General features: G+C 68.7%; 28 protein-coding genes. 15 read left to right on the top strand and 13 right to left on the bottom strand.

Annotated elements, in window-relative coordinates; translation table 11 throughout:
- Positions 1-9 precede the first annotated feature (9 nt).
- The 8 genes from BRX43_RS12505 (at position 10) to BRX43_RS12470 (ending at position 6,286) form a co-directional block, all read left to right on the top strand.
- Positions 10-606: an aminodeoxychorismate/anthranilate synthase component II gene (locus BRX43_RS12505; protein WP_125995344.1), complete on the top strand. Its 597-nt coding sequence runs from the start codon at positions 10-12 to the stop codon at positions 604-606.
- Entirely contained in the window at positions 603-1,598 is a 996-nt protein-coding gene (gene trpD / locus BRX43_RS12500) for an anthranilate phosphoribosyltransferase (RefSeq protein WP_125995342.1), read from the top strand. The genes BRX43_RS12505 and trpD overlap by 4 nt, the downstream gene beginning before the upstream one ends.
- Entirely contained in the window at positions 1,595-2,371 is a 777-nt protein-coding gene (gene trpC / locus BRX43_RS12495) for an indole-3-glycerol phosphate synthase TrpC (RefSeq protein ID WP_125995340.1), read from the top strand. Before trpD ends, trpC begins: the two co-directional genes overlap by 4 nt.
- Positions 2,368-2,838 (top strand): cyclic pyranopterin monophosphate synthase MoaC, encoded by a 471-nt coding sequence (gene moaC / locus BRX43_RS12490; protein ID WP_125995338.1) that lies wholly within the window; start codon positions 2,368-2,370, stop codon positions 2,836-2,838. Before trpC ends, moaC begins: the two co-directional genes overlap by 4 nt.
- The gene (locus BRX43_RS12485) at positions 2,835-4,016 is read left to right on the top strand and encodes a molybdopterin molybdotransferase MoeA (protein WP_125995336.1); all 1,182 of its coding nucleotides are present in this window, start codon (positions 2,835-2,837) and stop codon (positions 4,014-4,016) included. Before moaC ends, BRX43_RS12485 begins: the two co-directional genes overlap by 4 nt.
- Before the next feature lie 54 nt (positions 4,017-4,070).
- A complete protein-coding gene (lexA, locus tag BRX43_RS12480; RefSeq protein ID WP_125995334.1) occupies positions 4,071-4,742 on the top strand; it encodes a transcriptional repressor LexA in 672 nt (223 codons plus the stop codon).
- A 128-nt stretch (positions 4,743-4,870) separates the two neighbouring features.
- Positions 4,871-5,296 carry a hypothetical protein gene (locus tag BRX43_RS12475; protein WP_125995333.1) on the top strand — a complete coding sequence of 142 codons (426 nt, stop codon included), beginning with the start codon at positions 4,871-4,873 and terminating at the stop codon, positions 5,294-5,296.
- A 90-nt stretch (positions 5,297-5,386) separates the two neighbouring features.
- On the top strand, positions 5,387-6,286 hold the full coding sequence (locus BRX43_RS12470; RefSeq protein WP_125995331.1) for an SDR family NAD(P)-dependent oxidoreductase: 900 nt from the start codon (positions 5,387-5,389) through the stop codon (positions 6,284-6,286).
- Between the two features lie 21 nt (positions 6,287-6,307).
- Here BRX43_RS12470 and BRX43_RS12465 read toward each other — a convergent pair whose 3' ends face one another.
- Positions 6,308-6,451 carry a lmo0937 family membrane protein gene (locus tag BRX43_RS12465; RefSeq protein ID WP_125995329.1) on the bottom strand — a complete coding sequence of 48 codons (144 nt, stop codon included), beginning with the start codon at positions 6,449-6,451 and terminating at the stop codon, positions 6,308-6,310.
- A gap of 121 nt (positions 6,452-6,572) precedes the next feature.
- On the opposite strand from BRX43_RS12465, the gene BRX43_RS12460 reads away from it, so the two are divergent.
- The gene (locus tag BRX43_RS12460) at positions 6,573-7,946 is read left to right on the top strand and encodes a leucyl aminopeptidase family protein (protein ID WP_125995327.1); all 1,374 of its coding nucleotides are present in this window, start codon (positions 6,573-6,575) and stop codon (positions 7,944-7,946) included.
- A 13-nt stretch (positions 7,947-7,959) separates the two neighbouring features.
- On the opposite strand, the gene BRX43_RS12455 is transcribed toward BRX43_RS12460, so the two are convergent.
- Complete coding sequence (locus tag BRX43_RS12455; RefSeq protein ID WP_241214929.1) at positions 7,960-9,039, bottom strand: fatty acid desaturase; 1,080 nt, start codon at positions 9,037-9,039, stop codon at positions 7,960-7,962.
- Positions 9,040-9,163: 124 nt separating this feature from the next.
- Here BRX43_RS12455 and BRX43_RS12450 point away from each other — a divergent pair, with 124 nt between their 5' ends.
- A complete protein-coding gene (locus BRX43_RS12450) occupies positions 9,164-10,312 on the top strand; it encodes an N-acetyltransferase (RefSeq protein WP_125995323.1) in 1,149 nt (382 codons plus the stop codon).
- Positions 10,313-10,364: 52 nt separating this feature from the next.
- Here the strand turns inward: BRX43_RS12450 and BRX43_RS12445 are convergent, their stop codons facing one another.
- From BRX43_RS12445 to fabD, 9 genes are all read right to left on the bottom strand, one after another.
- Positions 10,365-10,670, bottom strand: a complete 306-nt coding sequence (locus BRX43_RS12445; RefSeq protein WP_125995321.1) for a hypothetical protein — start codon at positions 10,668-10,670, stop codon at positions 10,365-10,367.
- A 174-nt stretch (positions 10,671-10,844) separates the two neighbouring features.
- Positions 10,845-11,549, bottom strand: coding sequence for a transporter (locus tag BRX43_RS20865; protein ID WP_241214934.1), 705 nt, complete (start codon positions 11,547-11,549; stop codon positions 10,845-10,847).
- 113 nt (positions 11,550-11,662) lie between these two features.
- Positions 11,663-12,433, bottom strand: a complete 771-nt coding sequence (xth, locus tag BRX43_RS12435; protein ID WP_125995317.1) for an exodeoxyribonuclease III — start codon at positions 12,431-12,433, stop codon at positions 11,663-11,665.
- A 10-nt stretch (positions 12,434-12,443) separates the two neighbouring features.
- Positions 12,444-12,782 carry an iron-sulfur cluster assembly accessory protein gene (locus BRX43_RS12430; RefSeq protein ID WP_125995315.1) on the bottom strand — a complete coding sequence of 113 codons (339 nt, stop codon included), beginning with the start codon at positions 12,780-12,782 and terminating at the stop codon, positions 12,444-12,446.
- Positions 12,783-12,916: 134 nt separating this feature from the next.
- Positions 12,917-13,882: an endolytic transglycosylase MltG gene (gene mltG / locus BRX43_RS12425; RefSeq protein ID WP_125995313.1), complete on the bottom strand. Its 966-nt coding sequence runs from the start codon at positions 13,880-13,882 to the stop codon at positions 12,917-12,919.
- A gap of 37 nt (positions 13,883-13,919) precedes the next feature.
- Positions 13,920-15,179 (bottom strand): beta-ketoacyl-ACP synthase II, encoded by a 1,260-nt coding sequence (gene fabF, locus BRX43_RS12420; RefSeq protein ID WP_125995311.1) that lies wholly within the window; start codon positions 15,177-15,179, stop codon positions 13,920-13,922.
- A 116-nt stretch (positions 15,180-15,295) separates the two neighbouring features.
- A complete protein-coding gene (locus BRX43_RS12415; RefSeq protein ID WP_125995309.1) occupies positions 15,296-15,532 on the bottom strand; it encodes an acyl carrier protein in 237 nt (78 codons plus the stop codon).
- 116 nt (positions 15,533-15,648) lie between these two features.
- Positions 15,649-16,386 carry a 3-oxoacyl-[acyl-carrier-protein] reductase gene (fabG, locus tag BRX43_RS12410; RefSeq protein ID WP_125995307.1) on the bottom strand — a complete coding sequence of 246 codons (738 nt, stop codon included), beginning with the start codon at positions 16,384-16,386 and terminating at the stop codon, positions 15,649-15,651.
- Positions 16,387-16,678: 292 nt separating this feature from the next.
- Positions 16,679-17,638, bottom strand: a complete 960-nt coding sequence (gene fabD, locus BRX43_RS12405) for an ACP S-malonyltransferase (protein ID WP_125995305.1) — start codon at positions 17,636-17,638, stop codon at positions 16,679-16,681.
- Positions 17,639-17,834: 196 nt separating this feature from the next.
- On the opposite strand from fabD, the gene rpsF reads away from it, so the two are divergent.
- Genes rpsF through rplI form a run of 3 tightly spaced genes read left to right on the top strand, consistent with a single transcriptional unit; the run spans position 17,835 to position 19,060 of the window.
- Positions 17,835-18,236, top strand: a complete 402-nt coding sequence (rpsF, locus tag BRX43_RS12400; protein ID WP_125995404.1) for a 30S ribosomal protein S6 — start codon at positions 17,835-17,837, stop codon at positions 18,234-18,236.
- Positions 18,236-18,460 carry a 30S ribosomal protein S18 gene (rpsR, locus tag BRX43_RS12395; protein WP_007403456.1) on the top strand — a complete coding sequence of 75 codons (225 nt, stop codon included), beginning with the start codon at positions 18,236-18,238 and terminating at the stop codon, positions 18,458-18,460. Before rpsF ends, rpsR begins: the two co-directional genes overlap by 1 nt.
- A 12-nt stretch (positions 18,461-18,472) precedes the next feature.
- Positions 18,473-19,060, top strand: a complete 588-nt coding sequence (gene rplI, locus BRX43_RS12390; RefSeq protein ID WP_125995303.1) for a 50S ribosomal protein L9 — start codon at positions 18,473-18,475, stop codon at positions 19,058-19,060.
- Between the two features lie 181 nt (positions 19,061-19,241).
- Here the strand turns inward: rplI and BRX43_RS20315 are convergent, their stop codons facing one another.
- The gene (locus tag BRX43_RS20315) at positions 19,242-19,412 is read right to left on the bottom strand and encodes a hypothetical protein (protein WP_164523597.1); all 171 of its coding nucleotides are present in this window, start codon (positions 19,410-19,412) and stop codon (positions 19,242-19,244) included.
- Between the two features lie 143 nt (positions 19,413-19,555).
- Complete coding sequence (gene mutL, locus BRX43_RS12385; RefSeq protein WP_125995301.1) at positions 19,556-21,334, bottom strand: DNA mismatch repair endonuclease MutL; 1,779 nt, start codon at positions 21,332-21,334, stop codon at positions 19,556-19,558.
- Between the two features lie 141 nt (positions 21,335-21,475).
- Between mutL and BRX43_RS12380 the strand changes: the two genes are divergently transcribed.
- Both BRX43_RS12380 and mreC read left to right on the top strand, forming a co-directional pair.
- The gene (locus tag BRX43_RS12380) at positions 21,476-22,519 is read left to right on the top strand and encodes a rod shape-determining protein (RefSeq protein ID WP_125995299.1); all 1,044 of its coding nucleotides are present in this window, start codon (positions 21,476-21,478) and stop codon (positions 22,517-22,519) included.
- Positions 22,520-22,635: 116 nt separating this feature from the next.
- The gene (gene mreC / locus BRX43_RS12375) at positions 22,636-23,442 is read left to right on the top strand and encodes a rod shape-determining protein MreC (RefSeq protein WP_241214928.1); all 807 of its coding nucleotides are present in this window, start codon (positions 22,636-22,638) and stop codon (positions 23,440-23,442) included.
- Positions 23,443-23,471: the final 29 nt, after the last annotated feature.

The following is a 23,471-nucleotide window of genomic DNA, read 5'->3' as shown; positions in this document are numbered from 1 at the left end:
GCAGCGCTCATGATCCTCGTCGTCGACAATTACGACAGCTTCACCTGGAACCTGGTCCATTATCTCCAAGAGCTGGGGACGGTGGTGGAGGTGGTGCGCAACGACGCCATCTCCGCAGGCCAGGCGCTGTCCTCGGGAGCGGAAGCGTTCCTGATCTCGCCCGGTCCCTGCACCCCCAATGAGGCGGGCGTGTCCCTCGACCTGGTCGAGGCATGCGCCGCCGAACGGCGGCCGCTGCTCGGCGTATGCCTGGGCCATCAGGCGATCGGCCAGCACTTCGGCGGCCGGGTGGAGCGCGGCGGGCTGATGCACGGCAAGACGTCGCCGGTGCTGCACGACGGGACCGGACTGTTCGCCGGCCTCCCCTCGCCCTTCACGGCGACGCGCTATCACTCGCTGATCGTCAACGACATTCCCGAATCGCTGTCGGTCAATGCCCGCACCGAGGACGGCGTGGTGATGGGCTTCCGCCACCGCGACCTGCCCATCCACGGCGTGCAGTTCCATCCGGAGAGCATCGCCACCGAACATGGCCATGCGATGCTCGCCAATTTCCTGCGCGACGCCGGCATCGCGGTGGACGAGGATCGGGTGACGGCCGCATGACCAGCACCGCCCTGCTGCCCGATCCCGCGAGCCCGCTGGCGCGCGAGAGTGCGGCGCTGGCCTTTGCCGACCTGCTCGACGGTCGCGCCGATGACGAGCAGGTCGCCTGGTTCCTGACCGCGCTCGCCGAACGCGGCGAAACCTCGCTCGAGATCGCCGAGGCGGCGCGCGCGCTCCGCCAGCGGCTGATCCCGATCGACGCCCCGCCCGGCGCGATCGACGTGTGCGGAACCGGCGGCGACGGCCATCATACGCTCAACGTCTCGACGGCGGTGGCGCTGGTCGTCGCGGCCTGCGGCGTGCCCGTCGCCAAGCATGGCAACCGGGCGGCCTCGTCCAAGGCGGGCGCGGCGGACACGCTGGAGGCGCTGGGCCTCGACATGGCGGTGGCCGGCGCGACCGCCGAGCGCAGCCTGTCCGATCTCGGCATCTGCTTCCTCTTCGCCGCCAATCATCACCCGGCGATGGCGCGGATCACGCCGATCCGCCGCCGGATCGGCCGGCGCACCATCTTCAACCTGATGGGCCCGCTCGCCAATCCGGCGCATGTCAGCCGCCAGCTCATCGGCATCGCCCGGCCCGATTACGCCACCCTCTATGCGGAGGCGCTGGAACAGCTCGGCACCGAGGCGGCGTTGGTCGTCTCGGGCGAGGAGGGGCTGGACGAACTGTCCGGGGCCGGCGCCAGCATCATGGTATCGGTCGGCCGCGCATCGATGCCCTCGCGCGTCACGCCGGAGGATGCCGGCCTGAGCCGCCATCCGATCGACTCGATCCGGGGCGGCGACGCGCGCCACAACGCCGGGGCGCTGAACGCCCTCTTGCACGGCGAGGCCGGCCCCTATCGCGACGCGGTGCTGCTCAATGCCGCCGCCGCCCTGGTGCTGGCCGAGCGGGCCGCCACCCTGGCCGATGCCGTGCCGATCGCCGCCGAGGCGCTCGACAGCGGCGCGGCGCATCGTCTCCTGACTGCCTGGATCGCCTATTCATGACCATCCTCGACACGATCATGGCGCATAAGCGCGGCGAGATCGCCACCCGCAAGGCGCGCACCAGCGATGCCGATCTCGCCCGGCGGATCGCCGCCGCCGAGCCTCCGCGCGGCTTCCGCGCCGCGCTCGACGCCAAGCCGGGTCACGCGCTGATCGCCGAGGTGAAGAAGGCCAGCCCGTCCAAAGGCCTGATCCGCGCCGATTTCGACGCGCCGGCCCATGCCCGCGCCTATCAGGCAGCCGGCGCCGCCTGCCTGTCGGTGCTGACCGACGAGCAATTCTTCCAGGGCGCCGACGAGTATCTGATCGCGGCGCGGGCGGCGGTGACGCTGCCGGTGATCCGCAAGGACTTCATGGCCGATCCCTGGCAGGCCGCCGAATCGCGGGCGATCGGGGCGGACGCGATCCTGCTGATCGTCGCGGCGCTGGAGGATGGCCAGCTTGCCGAGATCGAGGCGGCGGCGATGGAGCTGGGCATGGACTGCCTGGTCGAGGTGCATGACGAGGCCGGGCTGGAGCGGGCGCTCCGCCTCCGCTCGCGGCTGATCGGCTGCAACAATCGCGACCTGCGCGACTTCTCGGTCGACGTATCCCGTTCCTACCGGCTGAAGGCCCTGGCCCCGGCCGACTGCACCTTCGTCGCCGAAAGCGGTCTGAACAGCCGCGCCGATCTCGACGCGATGGCGGAGCATGGCGTCCACTGCTTCCTGATCGGCGAATCGCTGATGCGGCAGGACGATGTGGAGGCGGCGACGCGCGCGCTGGTGGCATGACCGGCCTCACTCATCTCGACGACCAGGGCGCGGCGCGCATGGTCGATGTCGGCGACAAGCCGGCGACCGCGCGCGAAGCGGTGGCGGAGGGACACATCCGCCTGTCATCCGAGGCGCTGGCGCTGGTTCGCGACGCCTCGGCCAGGAAGGGCGACGTGCTGGCGGTGGCGCGGGTCGCCGGGATCATGGCGGCGAAGCGAACCGCCGACCTGATCCCCCTCTGCCACCCCCTGCCGCTCAGCCGGGTCGCGATCGATCTGGCGGTGACCGGCAGCGGCGTGACCGTCCGCGCGACCTGCAAGACGCAAGGCCAGACCGGCGTGGAGATGGAGGCGCTGACCGCCGCCTCGGTCGCGTTGCTCACCGTCTATGACATGGTCAAGGCGGTCGACAAGGCGATGGTGATCGAGGGCTTGCGCGTCGTCGCGAAATCCGGTGGCAAGTCCGGCGACTGGACGCTGGCATGACGCTGGTCCCCGTAGCCGAGGCGCAGGCGCGGCTGTTCGCGCTGGCCGACCCCGTCCCGACGGAGATGCTGCCGATCCGGCAGGCCGCCGGCCGCTGGGCCGCGGCCGATATCGCCGCGCGCCGGACGCAGCCGGTGGCCGACCTGTCGGCGATGGACGGCTATGCGATCCGCTTCGCCGACCTGCCCGGCCCCTGGCGCGTGACCGGCGAAAGCGCGGCGGGCCGGCCGTTCGCCGGGACGGTCGCAACGGACGAGGCGGTGCGCATCTTCACCGGCGCCGCCCTGCCCGATGGCGCCGACACGGTGCTGGTGCAGGAAGAGGCGGCGCGCGAGGGCGAGCGCCTGATGCTGGGTGGCGAAGGTCCGGCGCATCGTGGCCGCAACGTGCGCGCGCGCGGGCTCGACTTCCATGACGGCGACCGGCTGATCGCGGCGGGCGAGCGGCTGACCCCGGCGCGGATCGCGGTGGCGGCGACCGGTGGCCAAGGCAGCCTGCCCGTGCGGCGCGCGGTCCGCGTCGCGCTGGCGGCGACGGGCGACGAGCTGGTGCCGACGGGCGGGCCGATCAGCGGCGCGCAGCTGCCGGAATCGAACGGCGTGATGCTGGCGGCGATGCTGGCCGACCTGCCGGTGGAGATCGTCGATCTCGGCATCCTGCCCGACCGGCTGGACGTGCTGACCGAGGCGTTCCGATCGGTCGAGGCGGACCTGCTGGTGACGACCGGCGGCGCATCGGTCGGCGACCACGACCTGGTGCGGCCGGCGCTGCTGGCGGCGGGCGGCGAAATCGACTTCTGGCGCATCGCGCTTCGCCCCGGCAAGCCGATGATGGCGGGGCGTCTGGGCCAGGCGCTGGTGCTGGGGCTGCCCGGCAATCCCGTCTCCGCCTTCGTCACCGCGACGCTGTTCGTCCGGCCGCTGATCGCGCATCTCGCCGGCGCGGCCGATCCGCTGCCGGTCACGACCCATGCGCTGCTCGGCGAAGACCTGCCCGCCAATGGCGGCCGCACCGATTATCTGCGGGCGCGGCTCGAGGATGGGCGCGCCTATGCCTCGACGATCCAGGACAGTTCGATGCTGCTGACCCTGGCCCGATCGACCTGCCTGATCCTGCGTCCCGCGCATGCGCCTGCCGCCAGAGCGGGCGAATCGGCGGAAATCCTCGTCATCGCTTGACCGCAAGCAAATTGTTCCGTATCGGTTCCGTGTCTGTTCCGGACGGAGAGAGCCATGCTCACGCGCAAGCAGCACGAACTGATCTGTTTCATTAACGATCGCCTTGCGGAGACGGGTGTTTCTCCGTCCTTCGAGGAGATGAAGGACGCGCTCGACCTCAAGTCGAAATCGGGCGTGCACCGGCTGATTTCGGCGCTGGAGGAGCGCAATTTCATCCGCCGCCTGCCCAACCGGGCCCGCGCGCTGGAGGTGCTGCGGATGCCGGAACGGCCGGAAAAGGTGGAAACCTCCGCCGCTGCGCCGACGCCGGCGGCCAAGGCGACGCCGGCCGCCCCCGCCAATGACGTGGTCGAGATCCCCCTGCACGGCCGGATCGCGGCCGGCGTCCCGATCGAGGCGTTCGAGGGATCGACGATGTTGTCGGTGCCGGCCGCCCTGCTCGGCACCGGCGATCACTATGCGCTGGAAGTGGCCGGTGACTCGATGGTCGAGGCCGGCATCCTCGATGGCGACTACGCGCTGGTCCGCCGGCAGGAGATCGCCCGCGATGGCGAGATCGTCGTCGCGCTGATCGAGGATGTGGAGGCGACGCTGAAATATTTCCGGCGGGAGGGCGCGATGGTGCGGCTCGACCCGGCCAATCGCGCCTATGATCCCCAGCGCTACGCCCCGCAGCAGGTGCGGATCCAGGGCAAGCTGGCGGGCATCCTGCGCCGCTACGACTGAATGGGGGAGCGGGTGGCGGGTATCCGGTCGGAGCCGCCACCCGGTTCGCTTGCGAAACCAAGTCCGTAGCGGGACGTTAGGGGGCGACGCGAACGTTTTTCGCGCTCGCAATCGCAGGAGAAATCCCGATGAAGTTCTTTCTTCTCGCCGCCACGGCGATGATCGCCGCGCCGGTGATGGCGCAGGATATGCAGGCCGCCCCCCAGACCCAGGCTCCGATGCAGGACCCGGCGGCGCAGACCCCGCCAGCCGATCCGGCCGCCCCTGCCGATCCGGCCATGCCCGCCGATCCGGCGATGCAGCAGCAGACCCCGCCCCCGGGCGCGACGCCGCCCGCCGCACCCACGGCCGCTCCCGGCGGCATGAGCACCGGCGATCCGGTCGGCGGCTATCAGCCCGCCGGTCCTGCCGCCCCTCCGGGCGCGACCGTGAATGGCGGCGTGGTGCCGTCGGTCGCACCGTCGCAGGCCTTCCCGGCACCGGCCCCGCTTGCCAGCTACCCGATCTGCAAGAAGGGTCAGTATGACAAGTGCCGCCAGCGGGGCGGCAAGTAAGATCAAGACGGTCGATTGGGCGCAGCGGTTGCCACCGCTGCTCCCCGGCTTCTAGAAAGGGCGCTCCACGATGCGGGAGCGCCCTTTTCCATGTCCATTCGGTTCGACGATCAGGTTGCCGTCGTCACGGGGGCGGGCGGCGGCCTGGGCCGTGCTTATGCGCTCGAACTGGCCCGGCGCGGCGCCAAGGTGGTGGTCAACGACTTGGGGGGCGGGTCGGACGGCACCGGCCAGTCCGATGCCGCCGCCGCCGTGGTGGCGGAGATCGTCGCGGCGGGGGGCGAGGCGATGGCCGATGGCGGCAGCGTCGCCGATGCGGACCAGATGGCGGCGATGGTCGCGCGGGCATGCGACCGGTGGGGCGGCGTCCATGTCCTCATTAACAATGCCGGTGTCCTGCGCGACAAGAGCTTCGCCAAGATGACGCCGGCTGACTTCGAGTTCGTGGTGCGCGTCCACCTGCTCGGCTCGGCCTTCGTCACCAAGGCCTGCTGGGACATCTTCCGAGCGCAGAATTACGGACGGATCCTCATGACCTCGTCGTCGAGCGGGCTGTTCGGCAATTTCGGACAGGCCAATTACGGCGCGGCCAAGCTCGGCATCGCCGGCCTGACCCGAACGCTGGCGATCGAAGGGGCGAAGAACGATATCCGCGTCAACACGCTCGCACCGACCGCCGGCACGCGCATGACGGAGGGCCTGTTCCCGGCCGATTTGTTCGACCTGTTCGCGCCGGAGAAGATCGTGCCGGCGGCGCTCTACCTCGTCTCGAAGGAGGCACCGACCAACCAGATCGTCGGTGCCGGCGCGGGCGTGGTGCAGACCGCGCATATCACGCTGACACCCGGTGTCGCTTTGAAAGGCGAGGATCTCACGCCCGAGGGAGTGGCCGCCGCCTGGGACCGGATCACCGACCGGTCGGCGGAAACCGTTCCCGCCTCGGGCGCGGAGCAGGCGATGCTGATCGGTCGCACGCTGATGGGGCGATAAGCCCCACCTGCGTGGCAGCCGCTAGACCCGGCGGCCGGTGAACAGCTGGACCAGGCCGACGATCAGCGCGATGACGAGCAGGATATGGATCAGCCCGCCCGCGATATGGAGACTGAAGCCGAGCAGCCACAGGATGACAAGAATGACGACGATCGTCCACAACATGGCGCTTAGCTCCTAAAGCGTTGGAAACTCCCGGTATTGCGATAACGTATGTGACCGAGCGAACGTTCCGGGGGTGGAACGTGCGGTTGCACGATCCCGCCGCATCTGGTTGGTTGTAGGCATGAACCGCTTTGACGACCTGCTGCTGCCCGACCGGGGCCAACCCGCCCATGCGATCGAGGTGATCCCTGCCGAGGATCACGAGGTCTGGCTGGGCGACCAGTCCGTCGCCACGCGCGCGCAACTCGCCGCCCAGCGCTTCACCGGCAAGCCCGGCAGCCATGCGATCATGACCGGGGACGACGCGAACTGGCGGGTCGTTGCCGTGCCTCCCGCCGAAGCGGGGCCATGGGCGCTCGCCCGTCTGGCCGAAGGTCTGCCGGCGGGCACCTATCGCATCACCCAAGGAACCGGCGATCCGCTCGGCTGGCTGCTGGGGCAATATCGCTTCGACCGCTATCGCCCGGCGCAGGGCGAAGGGCCGCGCATCCTGCTGACCCAGGATGTCGGCACGCACGCGGAAACGCTGCGGGTGGCCGCCGCCACCGCCTGGGTCCGCGATCTGGTCAACACGCCGGCCGGCGATCTCGGCCCTGCGGACCTGGAGGCGGAGGCGGAGGCGCTGGCCAAACGTCACGGCGCCGTGGTGACCGTGCGGCGCGGTGACGAGATCGCACAAGGCTATCCGATGATCCATGCGGTCGGCCGCGCCGCCGCCCGCGACCGCGCCCCGCGCCTGATCGAACTGCAATGGGGTGATCCCGCCGCGCCGCGCCTGGCGATCGTCGGCAAGGGGGTCTGTTTCGACACCGGCGGTCTCGACCTCAAGCCGTCGGCGGGGATGCGGCTGATGAAGAAGGACATGGGCGGCGCGGCCCATGCCCTGGCGCTGGCCGAACTGGTGATGGCCGCCGCCCTGCCCGTCCGGCTGCACCTGCTGATCCCGGCGGTGGAGAATGCGGTGTCGGGCGACTCCTTCCGCCCCGGCGACGTGTTGCGCAGTCGCGCCGGCTTGACCGTGGAAAACACCAATACCGATGCCGAGGGGCGGCTGATCCTGGGCGACGCGCTGACCCGGGCCGGCGAGGAGAAGCCGGAGCTGATTCTCAATTTCGCGACCCTGACCGGTGCGGCGCGGGTCGCCCTCGGCCCGGATCTGCCGCCGCTGTTCACCGATGACGATGCGCTGGCACAGGACCTGCTCGACGCCGGTACGGCGCTGGGCGACCCCCTGTGGCGGCTGCCGCTATGGGACGGCTATGACGACATGTTGAAGTCGGACGTGGCGGACCTGGTCAACGCGCCCGATGGCGGATTTGCCGGCGCGGTCACCGCCGCCTTGTTCCTGCGCCGCTTCGTGCCAAAGGACACGGCATGGGCGCATATGGACGTCTTCGCCTGGCGGCCAACACCGAAGCCCGGACGGCCCAAGGGCGGCGACGCCTTCGCCCTGCGCGCCTGCTATCGGGTGCTGAAGGCGCGCTACGCGAAGTAGCGCGCCGTTCGGCTCAGCGGCGGACCATGGTGCTCCGGCCGATCTTGGCGACCAGGCCCGGCAGTCCCTTGTAGCTCGCCTTGTGATAGGGCGAGTCCGCATCGACCATCGCGGTCAGTTCGCGATGCGCCGCGCCCAGCGCGTGATAGGGCACGCTCGGCAGCAGATGGTGGAGCGCGTGATAGCGCAGCCCGACCGGGGCCCAGAGCGCGGGCAGCAGCGCCGGCGGGGGCACGTTGACGCTGTCCAGATATTGCGCGGTCACGCTCATCGGCTCGCCCTCATTCTCCCAGAGATGCGCCACCAGCGTGCGGACCTGGTTGAGCACCGCGACCGCCGAGGCGACCGCCAGGATGATCGCGAAGCTGCGCAGCGACAGCACGCCCGTCGCCGCCAGCGCGATCAGGCCGATCGCCCACAGGCTGGCCAGCGTCTCGATCCGGTTCCAAAGCCGCAGCGCGTCGCCCTCCGGCATCCGGCGGCGGAACTGCGGATTGATCGCCAGCGCCGAATAGCGCTCCACCACCACCCGACGCAGCGCGGGCGACAGCAGCGACAGCGGCGACAGGATCGCGAACCGCACCAGCAAGGCCACGGGCGCCAGCGCCGACACGATGACGAACAGCGGGAGCGTCCATGGCTTCATCAATGCCAGCGGCAGATATTCCGGGTCCTCGACCGTGCCGTAGCGCGTCTTGGCATGGTGGAGATTGTGCACGCCCTCATACATGAAGGACGGGATGAGCATCGGCACGCCGACCAGCGCGTTCCAGCCCGCCCGGAAACCCGGCAGGACGCTATGCTTCATGTGCGACACCTCATGGATGAAGCTCATCGCGCGATACAGGCCGAGCATCGCCACCACGCCCGCGCCGATCGTCAGCGCCGTCGAGGTCGAGAGGATCGCGACGGCCAGTGCGCCATAGCCCAGCACGACCGAGGCGATCAGATCGGCCCAGTAGATACCGGGCTTGGCCTGCGAATGGGTGCGGGTCAATTCGGCGGCCGCGCGCAACATCGCCTTGTCGTCGGCGACGCGGATGGTCTTCGCACGACTGGTCGAGCCGGCACGATCGAGCGTGATGCTGTTCATGGCATGATCCATTGCCCTTAGATAATGGCGACAGCGTGGCTTTCCCAGCCGGAGCAGATTACGGAATCCTCACTCGCCATGATCGTCTCCGCCGTTTACTGGCCAGACGGCCGGAGGACCATTGATGACAATCACGATCAGACCCGTTGAGACGAAGCGCGACCGCCAGACCTTCGTGGACTTTCCGTTTCGCCTCTACCGGAATGATCCCAATTGGGTGCCGCCGCTGAAGGGCGAGGCACTGGGCCTGATCACCCCGGCGAAGAATGGCTGGTACAGCCATGCCAAGGCGCAGCTGTTCCTGGCGGAAGAGAATGGTCGCGTGGTCGGTCGCATCTCCGCGCATATCGACACGCTGGCGCTGACCATGCCGGCCGATCAGGGTTTCGGCCCCGGCGTCGGCCAATGGGGACTGATGGATGCCGAGCGGCAGGACGTGTTCCAGGCGCTGCTCGCCAAGGCGGAGGAGTGGCTGCGCGCCCAGGGCATGACCCGCGCGCTCGGCCCGATCTCGCAGTCGGTCTGGGAGGAACCAGGCGTGCTGGTCGAGGGGTTCGACCATCCGCCGACGATCATGATGGGTCATGCCCGCCCCGAATATCGCGGCTGGATCGAGGCCGCCGGGTACGGCGTGGTCAAGCAGCTCATGACCTATGAACTCGACATCACGCAGGAATTTCCCAAGATCGTCCAGCGCATCATCAAGTCGGGCGAGGCCAATCCGCGCATCCGGGTGCGCGAGGTCAACAAGGCGAAGTTCGACGAGGAAGCCGCGATCATCCTCGGCATCCTCAACGATGCATGGTCGGACAATTGGGGCTTCGTCCCCCTCACCCCGCCCGAGATCAAGGATGTCGGCGTCAAGCTGAAGCCGATCGTCTTCAACGACCTGATCCGAATCGCCGAACTGGACGGCAAGCCGGTGGCGTTCATGATCACCCTGCCCGACCTGAACGAGGCGATCGCGCCCCTTCATGGCTCGCTGCTGCCGTTCGGCTGGGCCAAGCTGCTGCTGTGGCTACGCAAGCCCAAGGTGCGGACGATGCGCGTGCCGCTGATGGGCGTGGTCAAGGAGCTGCAATCGTCGCGCATGGCCAGCCAGCTGGCCTTCATGATGATCGAATATATCCGCCGCGCCTCGGTGACGCATTACGGCGCGAGCCGGGGTGAGATCGGCTGGATCCTGGAGGATAATCAGGGGATGCGCTCGATCGCCGAGACGATCCAGAGCCGCGTCAACAAGGTCTACAACGTCTACGGCAAGACGCTCTGACGCGTCGCCGCCGGCGTGGCGGTCGGGACCGGCCGACCGCCACCGACGTTCCTCACAGCACGGGTTCGAGGCCGAGCCGGTTCCAGTCCGCGCGCTTGCGGCAGACGCGGCGGGTTTCGCCCTTCTTGCTGATATCGTCGAGGAAGCAATAATAGGGGCCCTTGGCGCCGGTCATCTGCTCGCTCAGCGGGCGGCGCAGCGCATCGATGACGCGCTGGCGATCATGCGGTGGTGCCCATTTGGATGCCGGCAGGACCGGCGTGGAGGACAGGCGGGCATTGGCGATGTCCGGCATCGGCGCGGCGGGCGACGGGCTGGCGGCGGCGGCAATGGCGGCGGCGAGGATCAGGCTGAACATGGTATCGTCTCCCTGCCGCCCCTGTGGATCATTCCCCGGCGGCAACTGTGTTAGTGCATTACTCATGCCAAACACTGGAGTGACGGTTTTCCGCCATTTCTGGAAGCGCGCCTGTACAATCCGCCAAGCCGGCGCAGCGGAACCCACCATGTTTCGGCGCATCCTGCCAGACGGTCAGAACAGCGCGGCCATGCCCATGTAAAGATGCATGTCGGGCGACTGGTGGTTCAGCCCGGCCACCGCCTCGCCATAAAGCGCGCGGGTCGGCGTCAGCTCCCATTGCAGGCCCAGCCCCGCCAAGGCCTGGCTGGACGGATCGACCGGATCGCGGTCGCGAAGCCATTCCGCCTCGATCGTCGCGTTCAATCGCTCGGTCAGTTCGATCGACGCCGCCACGACCCCGCTGGCGCGGAAATGCCGGCCGTCGCCATCCTCGTTCGGCCGCGCGTCCGCCTCGCCGGTGACGCCGATATTGAGCGAATCGGTCAGGTCATAGGTGACCGGCAGCACCAGCCCCGCCCCCCAGGTACCGGCCCCGACCGGCGATCGCCCGACCGGCAGCGTGACGAAGGGCTCCGCGCCGAAGGACAGTCCCTTGCCGTCCGGGTTGCGGAAATTCTGTCGCACCGCCAGACGCATGTCGCCCGACCGCAATTGCCTGGTCACGCTGTCGTCGGGCTTGTCGCGCTCCCGGACATAGCCGACCGGCGACCAGCCCAGTTGCACCTCGGTCGACGGACCGACGCCCAGACGCGCTACGAAGTCCGCGCCGAGCCAGGTATCGGTACGACTGTCCGGCTGGTCGTCGCGCTCCCAGTCCGCGACGGAGAATTCGACATGGACCCGCCCCGGCTCGGTCGTGCAGGCCGATCCCTCCAGCGACGGGCGGGTCGGGCAGAAGCGCGGCGCATCCTGTCCCCAGGCGGCGGCGGGCAGCGCCAGCAGGCCCAGCCCCAGCCCCAGCCCCAGCCCCAGCCCGGCAAGGTGGCGGTTCAGCGGAGTCGAACCCAGGTGGGGGCGTGATCGCTCGCCTTGTCGCGCCCGCGATAGCTCTTGTCGACGCCGGCATCGGCCAACCGGTCGGCGGCCTGCGGGCTGAGCAGTAGATGATCGATGCGGAACCCGGCGTCGCGCTGCCACGAACCGGCCTGATAGTCCCAGAAGGTCCAGACCCCGCCCTTGGGCGCGCGGGTGCGCAGCGAATCGGTCCAGCCCTGCGCCAGCAGCCGGCGATAGGCCGCCCGGCTTTCCGGCTGCATCAGTGCGTCGCTGGCCATGGCGGGCACGGAATAGGTGTCGTCGTCGTTCGGAATGACATTGTAATCGCCCGCCAGCACCGCCGGCCGCTCCTCCGCCAGCAAATCGCGCGCGCGCGCGGCCAGCCGCTCCATCCAGCGCAGCTTATAGTCGAATTTCGGACCAGGCTGCGGGTTGCCATTGGGCAGGTAGAGCGAGGCGACGATCACGCCGCCGACCTCGCATTCCAGATAGCGGCTCTGCTCGTCCTCCGCCTCACCGGCCAGGCCACGCTGGCGTTCCACCGGCTGCTGGCCGCGCGCGAGCACGGCGACACCGTTCCACGCCTTCTGCCCATGCCAGACCGCGCCATAGCCGGCCGCCTCGATCTCCGCGGCGGGAAAGCCCTCATCGGCCGACTTCAGCTCCTGAAGGCAGACCACATCCGGCTGATCTTCGGTCAAATATTCCAGCACGCGCGGTAGCCGCGCCTTGATGCCGTTGACGTTGTAGGTGACGATCTTCACGCCATCCGTCTTAGACGGCGAAGCTGGTTCCGCAACCACATCCCGATGCCGCGACCGGATTATCGACCTTAAACGCCGCGCCGCCCAGCGATTCGACATAATCGACGGTGCAGCCGCGCACCAGGTCGAGGCTGACCTGATCGACCAGCAGCCGGACGCCATCCGTCTCCGCGACGCTGTCGTCCGCCTCGGGTGCATCCGCCAGTCCGAACTTATACTGGAAGCCCGAACAGCCGCCCCCCTCGACCGACAGACGGAGCAAGGCCGGCTTGTTCTGGCGAGCGGCAATGGCCGCCACGCGGGCGGCGGCGGCGGGGGTCAATGCGACCTCGGAAACGAGCGTGGCCATGCGTCGCAGATAGGCGGTGGCGCGGCTTGCGGCAAGGACGCGTCGGGTGAAGCGAGAGGGGGGATCGGATGGCGGCTTCTCCACCGATCCCCATCCGGGGAAAAGCTGCCACATCAACGCGGGAGCCCCCCCGACTACATCTCCCCGCGCGCCTTGCGGATCGCGTACCACTTGCGGACATTGGCATTATGTTCCGGCAGGGTGTCGGCGAAGACATGGCCGCCCGTCCCGTCCGCGACGAAATAGAGCGCCTGGCTGTCCGCCGGGTCCAGCACCGCGTCGATCGAGGCGCGGCCCGGATTGGCGATCGGCCCGACCGGCAGGCCGGCGCTGGCATAGGTGTTATAGCCGTTACGCGCGTGCAATTCGGACTGCTTGATCCGGCGCCCGAGCGGACGCCCCCTGGTGATCGGATAGATGACGGTCGGATCGGCCTGGAGCGGCATGTGCAGCCGCAGCCGATTGCCATAGACCGCCGCGACGGTGCGCCGCTCGGCCGGCTTGCCCGTCTCCTTCTCGACGATCGAGGCGAGGATGATCGCCTGTTCGGGGCTGGTCACCGCGCTGTTCTTCGACCGCTTTCCCCAGGCCTGCGCCAGATAGTCGCGCATCGCCGACTGCATCCGCGCCAGTACCGAGGCGCGCGTATCGCCACGCTGATAGGCATAGCCATCGGGCAGCACCGAGCCCTCGGCCGGCACCGGCACGCGGCCGGTCAGACCGTCCGCCTTCATCAGCGCGTCATGGACCATGACCGAGGGCAGCCCCTCCGGCACCACGACCAGCCGCTGGCGGACCTTGCCCTCTTCCAGCAGGTCGAGGATCTGCTTGGCGCTGGCATGGGCGGGGATTTCATATTCGCCCGCCTTGACCGATCCGCCGCCGCCGAAGACGCGGGCGAGCAGGCGGAAGCGATGGGCGGAACGGACCGCGCCCGCCTGTTCCAGCGCGGTCGCGGCGCGGGCCAGGCTGGCCCCGGCCGGCACGACGACGCTGACCGGCTTGTCCGCCGGTCCCGCCCCCGCCCACATGTTCGCGGCGACGATCGCGCCGATGACCAGTCCGGCGATCAGCAGGACGAGGCACCCCAGTTTCCGCATCACTTCCCCCAGGGCCCCTTGTCCGCCGCCCGGCCGTTCAGAGCGCGCGCATCACCAGCGACGCATTGGTGCCGCCGAAGCCGAACGAATTGTTCAGCACCGCCTTCACCGACCGCTTCTTGGCGACATGCGGCACCAGGTCGACGCCGGCGCAGCCCTCGCTCGGATTGTCGAGGTTGAGCGTCGGCGGCACGATCTGGTCGCGCATCGCCAGGATGCAGAAGATCGACTCGACCGCGCCCGCACCCCCCAGCAGATGCCCGATCGCCGACTTGGTCGACGACATGGACAGCGTGCCGATCGCATCGCCGAACAGCCGCCGCACCGCGCCCAGCTCCAGCTCGTCGCCGAGCGGGGTCGAGGTGCCGTGGGCATTGATGTAATCGATGTCCGACAGCGCCAGGCCGCTCTTGCGCATCGCCATTTCCATCGACCGGAACGCGCCCGAGCCCTCGGGATGCGGCGCGGTGACGTGATAGGCGTCGCCCGACAGGCCATAGCCGATCACCTCGGCATAGATCTTGGCGCCGCGCGCCTTGGCCCGCTCATATTCCTCCAGCACGACGACGCCCGCGCCCTCGCCCATCACGAAACCGTCGCGATCGACGTCATAGGGACGGCTCGCCTTTTCCGGCGCGTCGTTGAAGCCCATCGACAGCGCCCGCGCCTGGGCGAAGCCGGCGATGCCGAGCGGGCAGATCGCGCTTTCCGCGCCACCGGCCAGCATGACGTCGGCATCGTCCATCGCGATCATCCGCGCGGCGTCGCCGATCGAATGCGCGCCGGTCGAACAGGCGGTGACGACCGCGTGGTTCGGCCCCATCAGCCCGTATTTGATCGAAACCTGGCCCGAGATCAGGTTGATGAGCCGGCCATGCACGAAATGCGGCGAGACGCGGGTCGGTCCCTTGTTCTCGCAGATCAGCGATTCGCTGGCGATGCCCGGCAGGCCGCCGATGCCCGAGCCGATCGAACAGCCGGCGCGGAACCGCTCCGCCTCGGTCATTTCCAGCAGGCCGGCATCCTCCAGCGCCTGTCCGGCGGCGTCGATGCCATAGACGATGAACGGATCGACCTGGCGCTGCACCTTGTGGTCGACGCGCTTGTTTGGATCGAAGCCGTAGGGATGGTCGGCCGGCTTCACCTCGCAGGCGATGCGGCATTTCTGGTTCGATGCATCGAAGATCGTGATCGGGCCCGCGCCCGACTTGCCCGCGATGATATTGGCCCAGGTCGTTTCGACATCGCCGCCCAGCGGCGTCACAAGGCCCAATCCGGTTACGACGACACGCCGCATCCCACTCTCCACACTGCTGATCCCGATGTTTCCGGCACCTAGTGACGAAAACGGCTCCCCGCTCCTTAGCCCGGTGCGGGGAGCCGCTCAATTCCGGCCGGAAAAGGCGTGTCCGATTAGGACTTGTGCTCGTCGATATAGGTGATCGCGTCCTGCACGGTCGTGATCTTCTCGGCGGCATCGTCCGGGATCTCGACGCCGAACTCTTCCTCGAACGCCATGACGAGCTCGACGATGTCGAGGCTGTCGGCGCCGAGATCGTCGATGAAGCTCGCCTGCTCGGTCACCTTGTCGGCTTCGACGCCGAGATGCTCGACGACGATCTTCTTCACGCGGTCGGCGGTCTCGCTCATGGTATTCCCTCTTCACTTACGGGGTTATCAATTCCTGAACGCACGTAGAACGCAGGGGGAGCCGTGGCAAGGCCCCGTCCACCGTGCATTCCACTCGGTTCACGCCACGGGCCGGATCAGACCATCGCCATGCCGCCATTCACATGGATGGTCTGGCCGGTGACATATCCGGCCTCGCGGCTGGCGAGATAGACGACGGCGGCGGCGATGTCGTCACCCGTGCCTAGGTCGCCGGCGGGAATGCGCTGGGTGAGCGCCGCCTTCTGCGCCTCGGGCAGGATATCCGTCATCGCCGAGCGGATGAAGCCGGGGGCGACGCAATTGACGGTGATGTTGCGGCTGGCCAGTTCCTGCGCCAGCGCCTTGGACATGCCGACCAGCCCGGCCTTGGACGCCGCATAATTGGCCTGACCGGGATTGCCGGTCTGCCCGACGACCGAGGTGATCGAGACGACGCGACCGAAGCGCGCCTTCATCATCGGCTTGGCGGCGGCGCGGATCAGGCGGAACGCGGCCTCCAGGTTGACGCGGATCACCTGGTCCCACTCCTCGTCTTTCATCCGCATCGCGAGGTTGTCGCGGGTGACGCCGGCATTGTTGACCAGGATGTCGAGCTTGCCGAGCGCTGCCACCGCCTGCGGCACCAGCGCGTCGACCGCGGCCCCGTCCGACAGGTCGCAGGGCAAGGCGACATGATCGCCGCCGAGCGAGGCGCGGAACGCCTCCAGCTTGTCGGCATTCGACCCCGACACGGCGAGCCGCGCGCCCTGCGCCGCCAGCCCCCGCGCGATCGCCGAGCCGATCCCCCCCGAAGCGCCGGTCACCAGCGCGGTCATGCCTGTCAGGTCGAACATGGAATTATTCCCTCATAAGATTCACGCAGCGGCGCGGAGACGCGGAAGAACAAGGGTCATCGACGACATGTCGCACACCTTCCTTCAAGGTCTCGCCCCGAAATTGATGAGCAGCCCGACAAGCTGCTCGATACGCCGCAAATTAGGCCAGACGCTGCTCGCCATGCGCAGGCAACGGCTTCTCGATGGACGTCTGCTCCCCGATCCTGGCTGCCGGTGGACAGGTGAGGAAAGATCCGGAACGTCACCATGGACGGCGTCGATGTCCTTCATCTTCCCTCCGCGCGCAGCATCACAGCGTCTTCAGCAGGCCCTCGATATCGTCCATCGTCACCACGCTGACCGCATTCGCGTCCGGCGCGATGCGCTTGACCATGGGGGCCAGCACCTTGCCGCCGAATTCGACGAACTCGGTCACGCCCGCCTCGACCATCGCCAGCACCGATTCGCGCCAGCGGACCATGCCGGTCACCTGCTCGACCAGGGCGACGCGGATCTGGCCCGGATTGCCGATCGCGGCGGCGTCGACATTGGCGAAGACCGGCACCAGCGGCGCGGCGATGCGCGCATCGGCCAGCGCGGCGTCCATCGCATCGGCGGCGGGCTGCATCAGCGGGCAGTGGAACGGGGCCGAGACGGGCAGCAGCACGCCCCGCTTCGCGCCTAGTTCCTTGGCCAGAGCCACCGCGCGCTCGATCGCGGGGCTATGCCCGGAGATCACGACCTGCGAGGGGTCGTTGTCGTTGGCGACGGTGCAGACATAGGTCGGCCCGCCCTCCGCCAGGATCGAATCGACCGCCGCGCCGGCGATGGTGCGCGCCTTGTCCAGGTCCGCGCCGAGCAGCGCCGCCATCGCCCCCTCGCCCACCGGCACCGCCGCCTGCATCGCCTGCCCGCGCCGCTTAAGCAGCCTGGAGGTCGTGGCGAGGTCGAACGCCTCGGCCGCGCACAAGGCGCTATATTCGCCCAGCGAATGGCCGGCGACATAGGCCGCCTTGTCGGCCAGGCGGACATTGCCTTCCTTCTGGAGGACGCGCAGCGTGGCGATGGCGTTGGCCATGATCGCGGGCTGGGCATTCTCGGTCAGCATCAGTTCGTCCGCCGGCCCCTCGGCCATCAGGCGGAAGAGATGCTGGCCCAGCGCCTCGTCCACCTCGCCGAACACCTCGCGCGCGGCGGGGCTGGCATCGCGGAGCGCCTGGCCCATGCCGACCGACTGGCTACCCTGACCGGGAAAGATGAACGCGCGCATCGTAACCTCTTATGCTGATCGCAAGGCGCGGGGGGTTAGGCGAGCCGGACCCTCTCGACAAGCGCCTGCGTTTCGGCCATAGGCCCGGATGCTTCAGGCGGAAGGCGCGGCCTTGCTGCCCGAATACGCATTGGAAGACAGCCGGAGGGGCGTCCGCATGGGGCGGCGTCAACGATCGGCCAACGAAGGAAGTGACATGGCTCTGTACGAGCACGTGTTCCTTGCGCGCCAGGACCTGGCACAGGCGCAAGTGGACGCGCTGGCGGAAACCGCCACCAAGATCATCGAGGACAATCAGGGCAAGGTCACCAAGACCGAGACCTGGGGCCTGCGCAGCCTGGCGTATCGCATCGCCAAGAACCGCAAGGCGCATTACGTGATGCTCGAGATCGACGCCCCCGGCCATGTCGTGGCCGAGCTGGAGCGCCAGACCCAGATCAACGAGGACATCATCCGCTACATGACCGTCAAGGTCGACGAGGCGGAGCAGGGTCCGTCGGTGATGATGCGCAAGCAGGAGCGCGATCGTGAGCGCCGCGCCGAGCGTGGTGATCGTGGCGATCGCCCCCGTCGTGACCGTGAAGAGGAGGCCGCATAATGGCTCGCCCGTTTTTCCGTCGCCGCAAGAGCTGCCCCTTCTCCGCGAAGGACGCGCCGCGGATCGACTATAAGGACGTCCGTCTGCTTCAGGGCTTCGTGTCCGAGCGTGGCAAGATCGTTCCGTCGCGCATCACCTCGGTGAGCGCCAAGAAGCAGCGCGAACTCGCCCAGGCGATCAAGCGCGCGCGTCATCTGGGCCTCCTGCCCTACGTCGTGAAGTAAGGAGTCCGCCACATGGACGTTATTCTGCTGGAACGCGTCGAGAAGCTCGGCGCCATCGGCGACGTGGTCAAGGTCAAGGACGGCTTCGCCCGTAACTTCCTGCTGCCGCGCAAGAAGGCGCTGCGCGCCAACGAAGCCAACCGCAAGGTCTTCGAGGCCAACCGCGCTCGCATCGAATCCGACAACGCCGCCCGTCGCGGCGAGGCCGAGAAGGACGCCGGCTCGTTCAAGGACGCGCAGATCACGCTGATCCGCCAGGCCTCGAACACCGGTCAGCTCTACGGTTCGGTCGCGGTGCGCGATCTGGTCGAGTCGCTGAACGCGGACGGCCACAAGGTCACCAAGAGCCAGGTCGTGCTCGACAAGCCGATCAAGGCGATCGGCCTGTACGAAGTGCGCGTCGCGCTGCACCCCGAGGTGTCGGTGGCCGTCAAGGTCAACGTCGCCCGCTCGCCCGAAGAGGCCGAGATGCAGGCGCAGGGCGTCGACGTCATGTCGTCGATGTTCGAGCGTGACGAGGCCGGCTTCACCGAGGATTACGATCCGAACGCCGAGCCGGGCGCGACCGCCGAGGTCCAGTCGGAGCAGGCCGAGGGCTGATCCCCTCCGCGCCGCTTCGGCCAGGAAAAAGGCCGCCCGGAACATATCCGGGCGGCCTTTTTCGTATCTGGGGATCGCTGCTCGATCAGGGGCAGGATACGCAGGCGCTGATAACCGCCGCTAGCGGGATCAGGGCAAGAACCAGGGGCATGATCATCTTCATGGCAATGTCCGTGCGATATCAGAAACTTGGAGCCATGAACGCGCCGATCGCAGCAAAGGTTGCCCGTTGCTGAACGCGGCCGCGCCGCCGTCCCGCTTCCGCGACGATCATGCGGCTAGAGCTGAATGACATCGGGTTGAACCAAACCGTCATTGCGAGCGCAGCGAAGCAATCCATGGTTTCACGCATGCGGCCGTGGTTTGCTTCGCTGCGCTCGCAATGACGTGTCCGGGTCAATGTCATCCGGCTCCAGGCTCACCAGAGCCTTGATCGGCACGTGACAATCCCGTTGATGCCGATCGCCTTCGTCTAAGCCCGCAGTCTGCGCGCGCTCACTTCCGCCCGAACAGCTTCTCCACATCGGCCATTTGCAGCTTCACCCAGGTCGGCCGGCCATGGTTGCACTGGCCGCTATGCGGAGTCGCCTCCATTTCGCGGAGCAGCGCGTTCATCTCCGCCACCGACAGCGACCGCCCCGCGCGAACCGATCCATGGCAGGCCATGGTCGCCGCCACATGATCGAGCCGCTCGCGGAGCGACAGCGCCTCGTCATAGGCGGCGAGTTCGTCGGCCAGGTCGGCGATCAGCCCGGCCGGGTCGGACTGGCCGAGCAGGGCTGGCGTCGCCCGCACCAGCATCGCGCGCGCGCCGAACCGTTCCAGCTCCAACCCCAGCTCGGCCAGTTCGTCGACCCGCGCCTCCAGCCGGTCGCAGGCCGGCTCCTCCAGCTCGACCACCTCGGGCAGCAACAGCGCCTGACTGGCGATGCGGCCGCCCGCCAGCGCGGCGCGCATCCGCTCCAGCACCAGCCGTTCATGCGCCGCGTGCTGGTCGACCAGCACCAACCCGTCCTCCGCCTCCGCCACGACATAGGTCTTGGCGATCTGGCCGCGCGCGACGCCGAGCGGATGCGACGCCGTCTGCGGCGGCGGCGACCAGGCGGGCTCGGCCCGTGCCTGGGGTGGCGCGTCGAAATAGGACGGGCGATCCCGCACCCCTGACATGCCGGGCGGGGAAGTCGCCGGACCGGGCGCGAAGAAGCTGCCATGTTCCGCGACGGCCGGCGACGGGACAAACTCGGGTCGCCACAGCCCCAGCGCCGCCTCGGTGGGCCGCTGGACGCTGCGATGGCCGGCTTCGTCCAGCGCGCGACGCAGGCCCGACACGATCAGGCCGCGCACCAGCGCCGGATCGCGGAACCGGACCTCGGTCTTGGCCGGGTGGACGTTCACGTCGACCTGATCGGTCGGCAGGTCGAGGAACAGGGCGACGACGGCATGACGGTCGCGCGGCATCATCTCCGCATAGGCGCCGCGGATCGCGCCGATCAGCAGCCGGTCGCGCACCGGCCGGCCGTTGACGAACAGATATTGATGGTCCGCCACGCCCCGGTGGAAGGTCGGCAGGCCGGCGACGCCGCCCAGCACCAGATCCTCGCGCACCCAGTCGATCGTCACCGCATTGTCGGCGAGCTGCCGGTCGGTCAGCGCGGCGACGCGGGTCGGGCGATCCTCGGCCGGGGCCACCGTCAGCACGCGGCGGCCGTCATGCTCGACCGAGAAGCCGACCTCCGGCCGCGCCATCGCCAGCCGCCGGACCACGTCCAGACAGGCGGCATATTCGGCGCGCGACGAGCGCAGGAACTTGCGCCGCGCCGGCACGCGCGCGAACAGTTGCTCGACCAGCACGCGCGTGCCGGGCGGCAGCGCCGCCGGCCCCTCCTCCGCCAGTTCGCCATTGTCGACCACGCGCCGCCAGCCGTCCGCGCCGACCGGCCGGCTCTCCAGCGTCAGCCGCGCGACGCTGGCGATGGAAGGCAGCGCCTCGCCCCGGAAGCCCAGCGTCTCGACCGCCTCGATCCGCTCGTCGGGCAGCTTGGAGGTGCAGTGCCGCTCCAGCGCCAGCGCCATGCCGTCGGGGGCCATGCCGCCACCGTCATCGACCACCTCGATGCGCGACAGGCCGCCCTCGCCCAGCCGGACGGCGATACGATTCGCCCCTGCATCAAGCGCGTTCTCGACAAGCTCCTTCAACGCGCTGGCGGGTCTTTCGACCACTTCACCGGCGGCGATACGATTGACCAGATGCGAGGGGAGACGGCGTATTGACACGCGCAAGGCTGTAGCCCAAGCGACGGCATCCCGCGACCCCGCACGACGTGACGAACCTGCACCTTCTGGGTAAGGCGCGACGGGCGGCGCGGGATGGTTCGCCCCCCGACCGACTCCGTGTTTCACCTGGAACCCTGACCGATGCACCTGCCCCGCCTCTTCAAGTTCATGTCGCACGATATGGCGATCGACCTCGGCACCGCGAACACGCTGGTCTATGTCCGTGGCCGCGGCATCGTGCTGAACGAACCGTCGGTGGTGGCGGTCGAGACGCTGAACGGCGTCAAGAAGGTGAAGGCGGTCGGCGACGACGCCAAGCTGATGATGGGCAAGACCCCCGGCACGATCGAGGCGATCCGCCCGCTACGCGACGGCGTGATCGCCGACATCGACGTGGCCGAAGAGATGATCAAGCATTTCATCCGCAAGGTGCATGGCGGCCGTCGCGGTCCGCTGCGCTGGCCGGAGATCGTGATCTGCGTGCCGTCGGGCTCGACCAAGGTGGAGCGCCGCGCGATCCGCGACGCCGCCTCCAATGCCGGCGCCAGCCAGGTGTTCCTGATCGAGGAGCCGATGGCCGCCGCGATCGGCGCGGGGATGCCGGTGACCGAGCCGATCGGGTCGATGGTCGTCGATATCGGCGGCGGCACGACCGAGGTCGCGGTGCTGTCCCTACGCGGCCTGGCCTATACCACCTCGGTCCGCGTCGGCGGCGACAAGATGGACGAGGCGATCGTCAGCTACGTCCGCCGCAACCACAATCTGCTGATCGGCGAAGCCACCGCCGAGCGGATCAAGCAGGAGGTCGGCTGCGCCAAGCCGCCGGTCGACGGCATCGGCACGATCATCCACATCAAGGGGCGCGATCTGGTCAACGGCGTGCCCAAGGAAATCCAGATCAACCAGGGCCAGATCGCCGAGGCGCTGTCCGAACCGGTCGCGACGATCGTCGAGGGCGTGCGCGTCGCGCTGGAGAACACCGCGCCCGAATTGGCGGCGGACATCGTCGACCAGGGCATCGTGCTGACCGGCGGCGGCGCGCTGCTCCAGGGGCTGGACGAGGTGCTGCGCGACGAGACCGGCCTGCCTGTGACGGTCGCGGAGGATCCGCTGACCTGCGTCGCGCTCGGCACCGGCCGCGCACTGGAAGACCCGATGTTCCGCGGCGTATTGCAGAACAGCTGATCCGACTGATCGACCTGCCTGGGGAGTAGCGGCGCATGGTGGCGCCCGTTCGCGATCGCCGCACTGGTTTTTCACGGCGTCGTCAATATGGCCAGTTTATGGGCTACGTCCTTGCCGTGGCCGGACTGGTCGTGGGCGCGGTGCTGCTGGTCGTCAGCCAGTTCAACCCGCCGCTGTTCGCCGGCTTGCGCATGGGGGTGGCGACCGTCACCGTGCCCGCCTCCTCGGCGATGATGTCGATCCGCGAGGCGGCGGCCACCATACCCGAGGCGATCAACGGCTGGATTTTCGCCCATGCCGAAAATGAGCGGATGAAGGCCGAACTGGCGGTCAGCCGTCCGTTGCTGATGCGCGCGCGCACCATCGCCTATGACAATCGTCGGCTCCGCCGGTTGCTGGACCTGCGCGACCGCGACGAACAGGTGGTGACCGCCGCACGGCTGGTCAGTTCCACGGCCTCCAGCGGCCGCCGTTTCGCCCTGCTCGATGCCGGCCGCCTGTCGGGCGTGCAGCCGGGCATGCCGGTGCGCGGTCCCGATGGACTGGTCGGCCGGGTGGTCGAGACCGGCCCGAACGCGGCGCGCGTCCTGCTGCTGTCCGACGCGGCCAGCATCGTGCCGGTGCGGCGCACCCGCGACGGGATGCCGGCGCTGGCGGTCGGGCGTGGCGATGGCGCACTCGACATCCGTTCGGTCGACACCACCAATGTCCGCTTCGGCGCGGGCGAGCTGTTCGTCACCTCCGGCACCGGCGGACTCTATGTTCCCGGCATCCCGGTGGCCCGCGTCGCGCGGGCCGGGATAGACACGGTGCTGGCGCACCCGCTCGCCCAGCCCGACCGGCTCGATTTCGCGATCGTCAGCCGCGTCTTCGTGCCGCTGCCGCCCGCGCGTCCCGCGCAGGCGGTCACGCCGCAGCCATAAGGCCCTGTTCATGCGCCCGCGCCCATGGA

Origin of the sequence: Sphingomonas sp. S-NIH.Pt15_0812, from assembly GCF_003951315.1 — a bacterium.
Classification (GTDB): domain Bacteria; phylum Pseudomonadota; class Alphaproteobacteria; order Sphingomonadales; family Sphingomonadaceae; genus Sphingomonas.
This window is presented reverse-complemented; position numbering and strand designations above follow the sequence as displayed.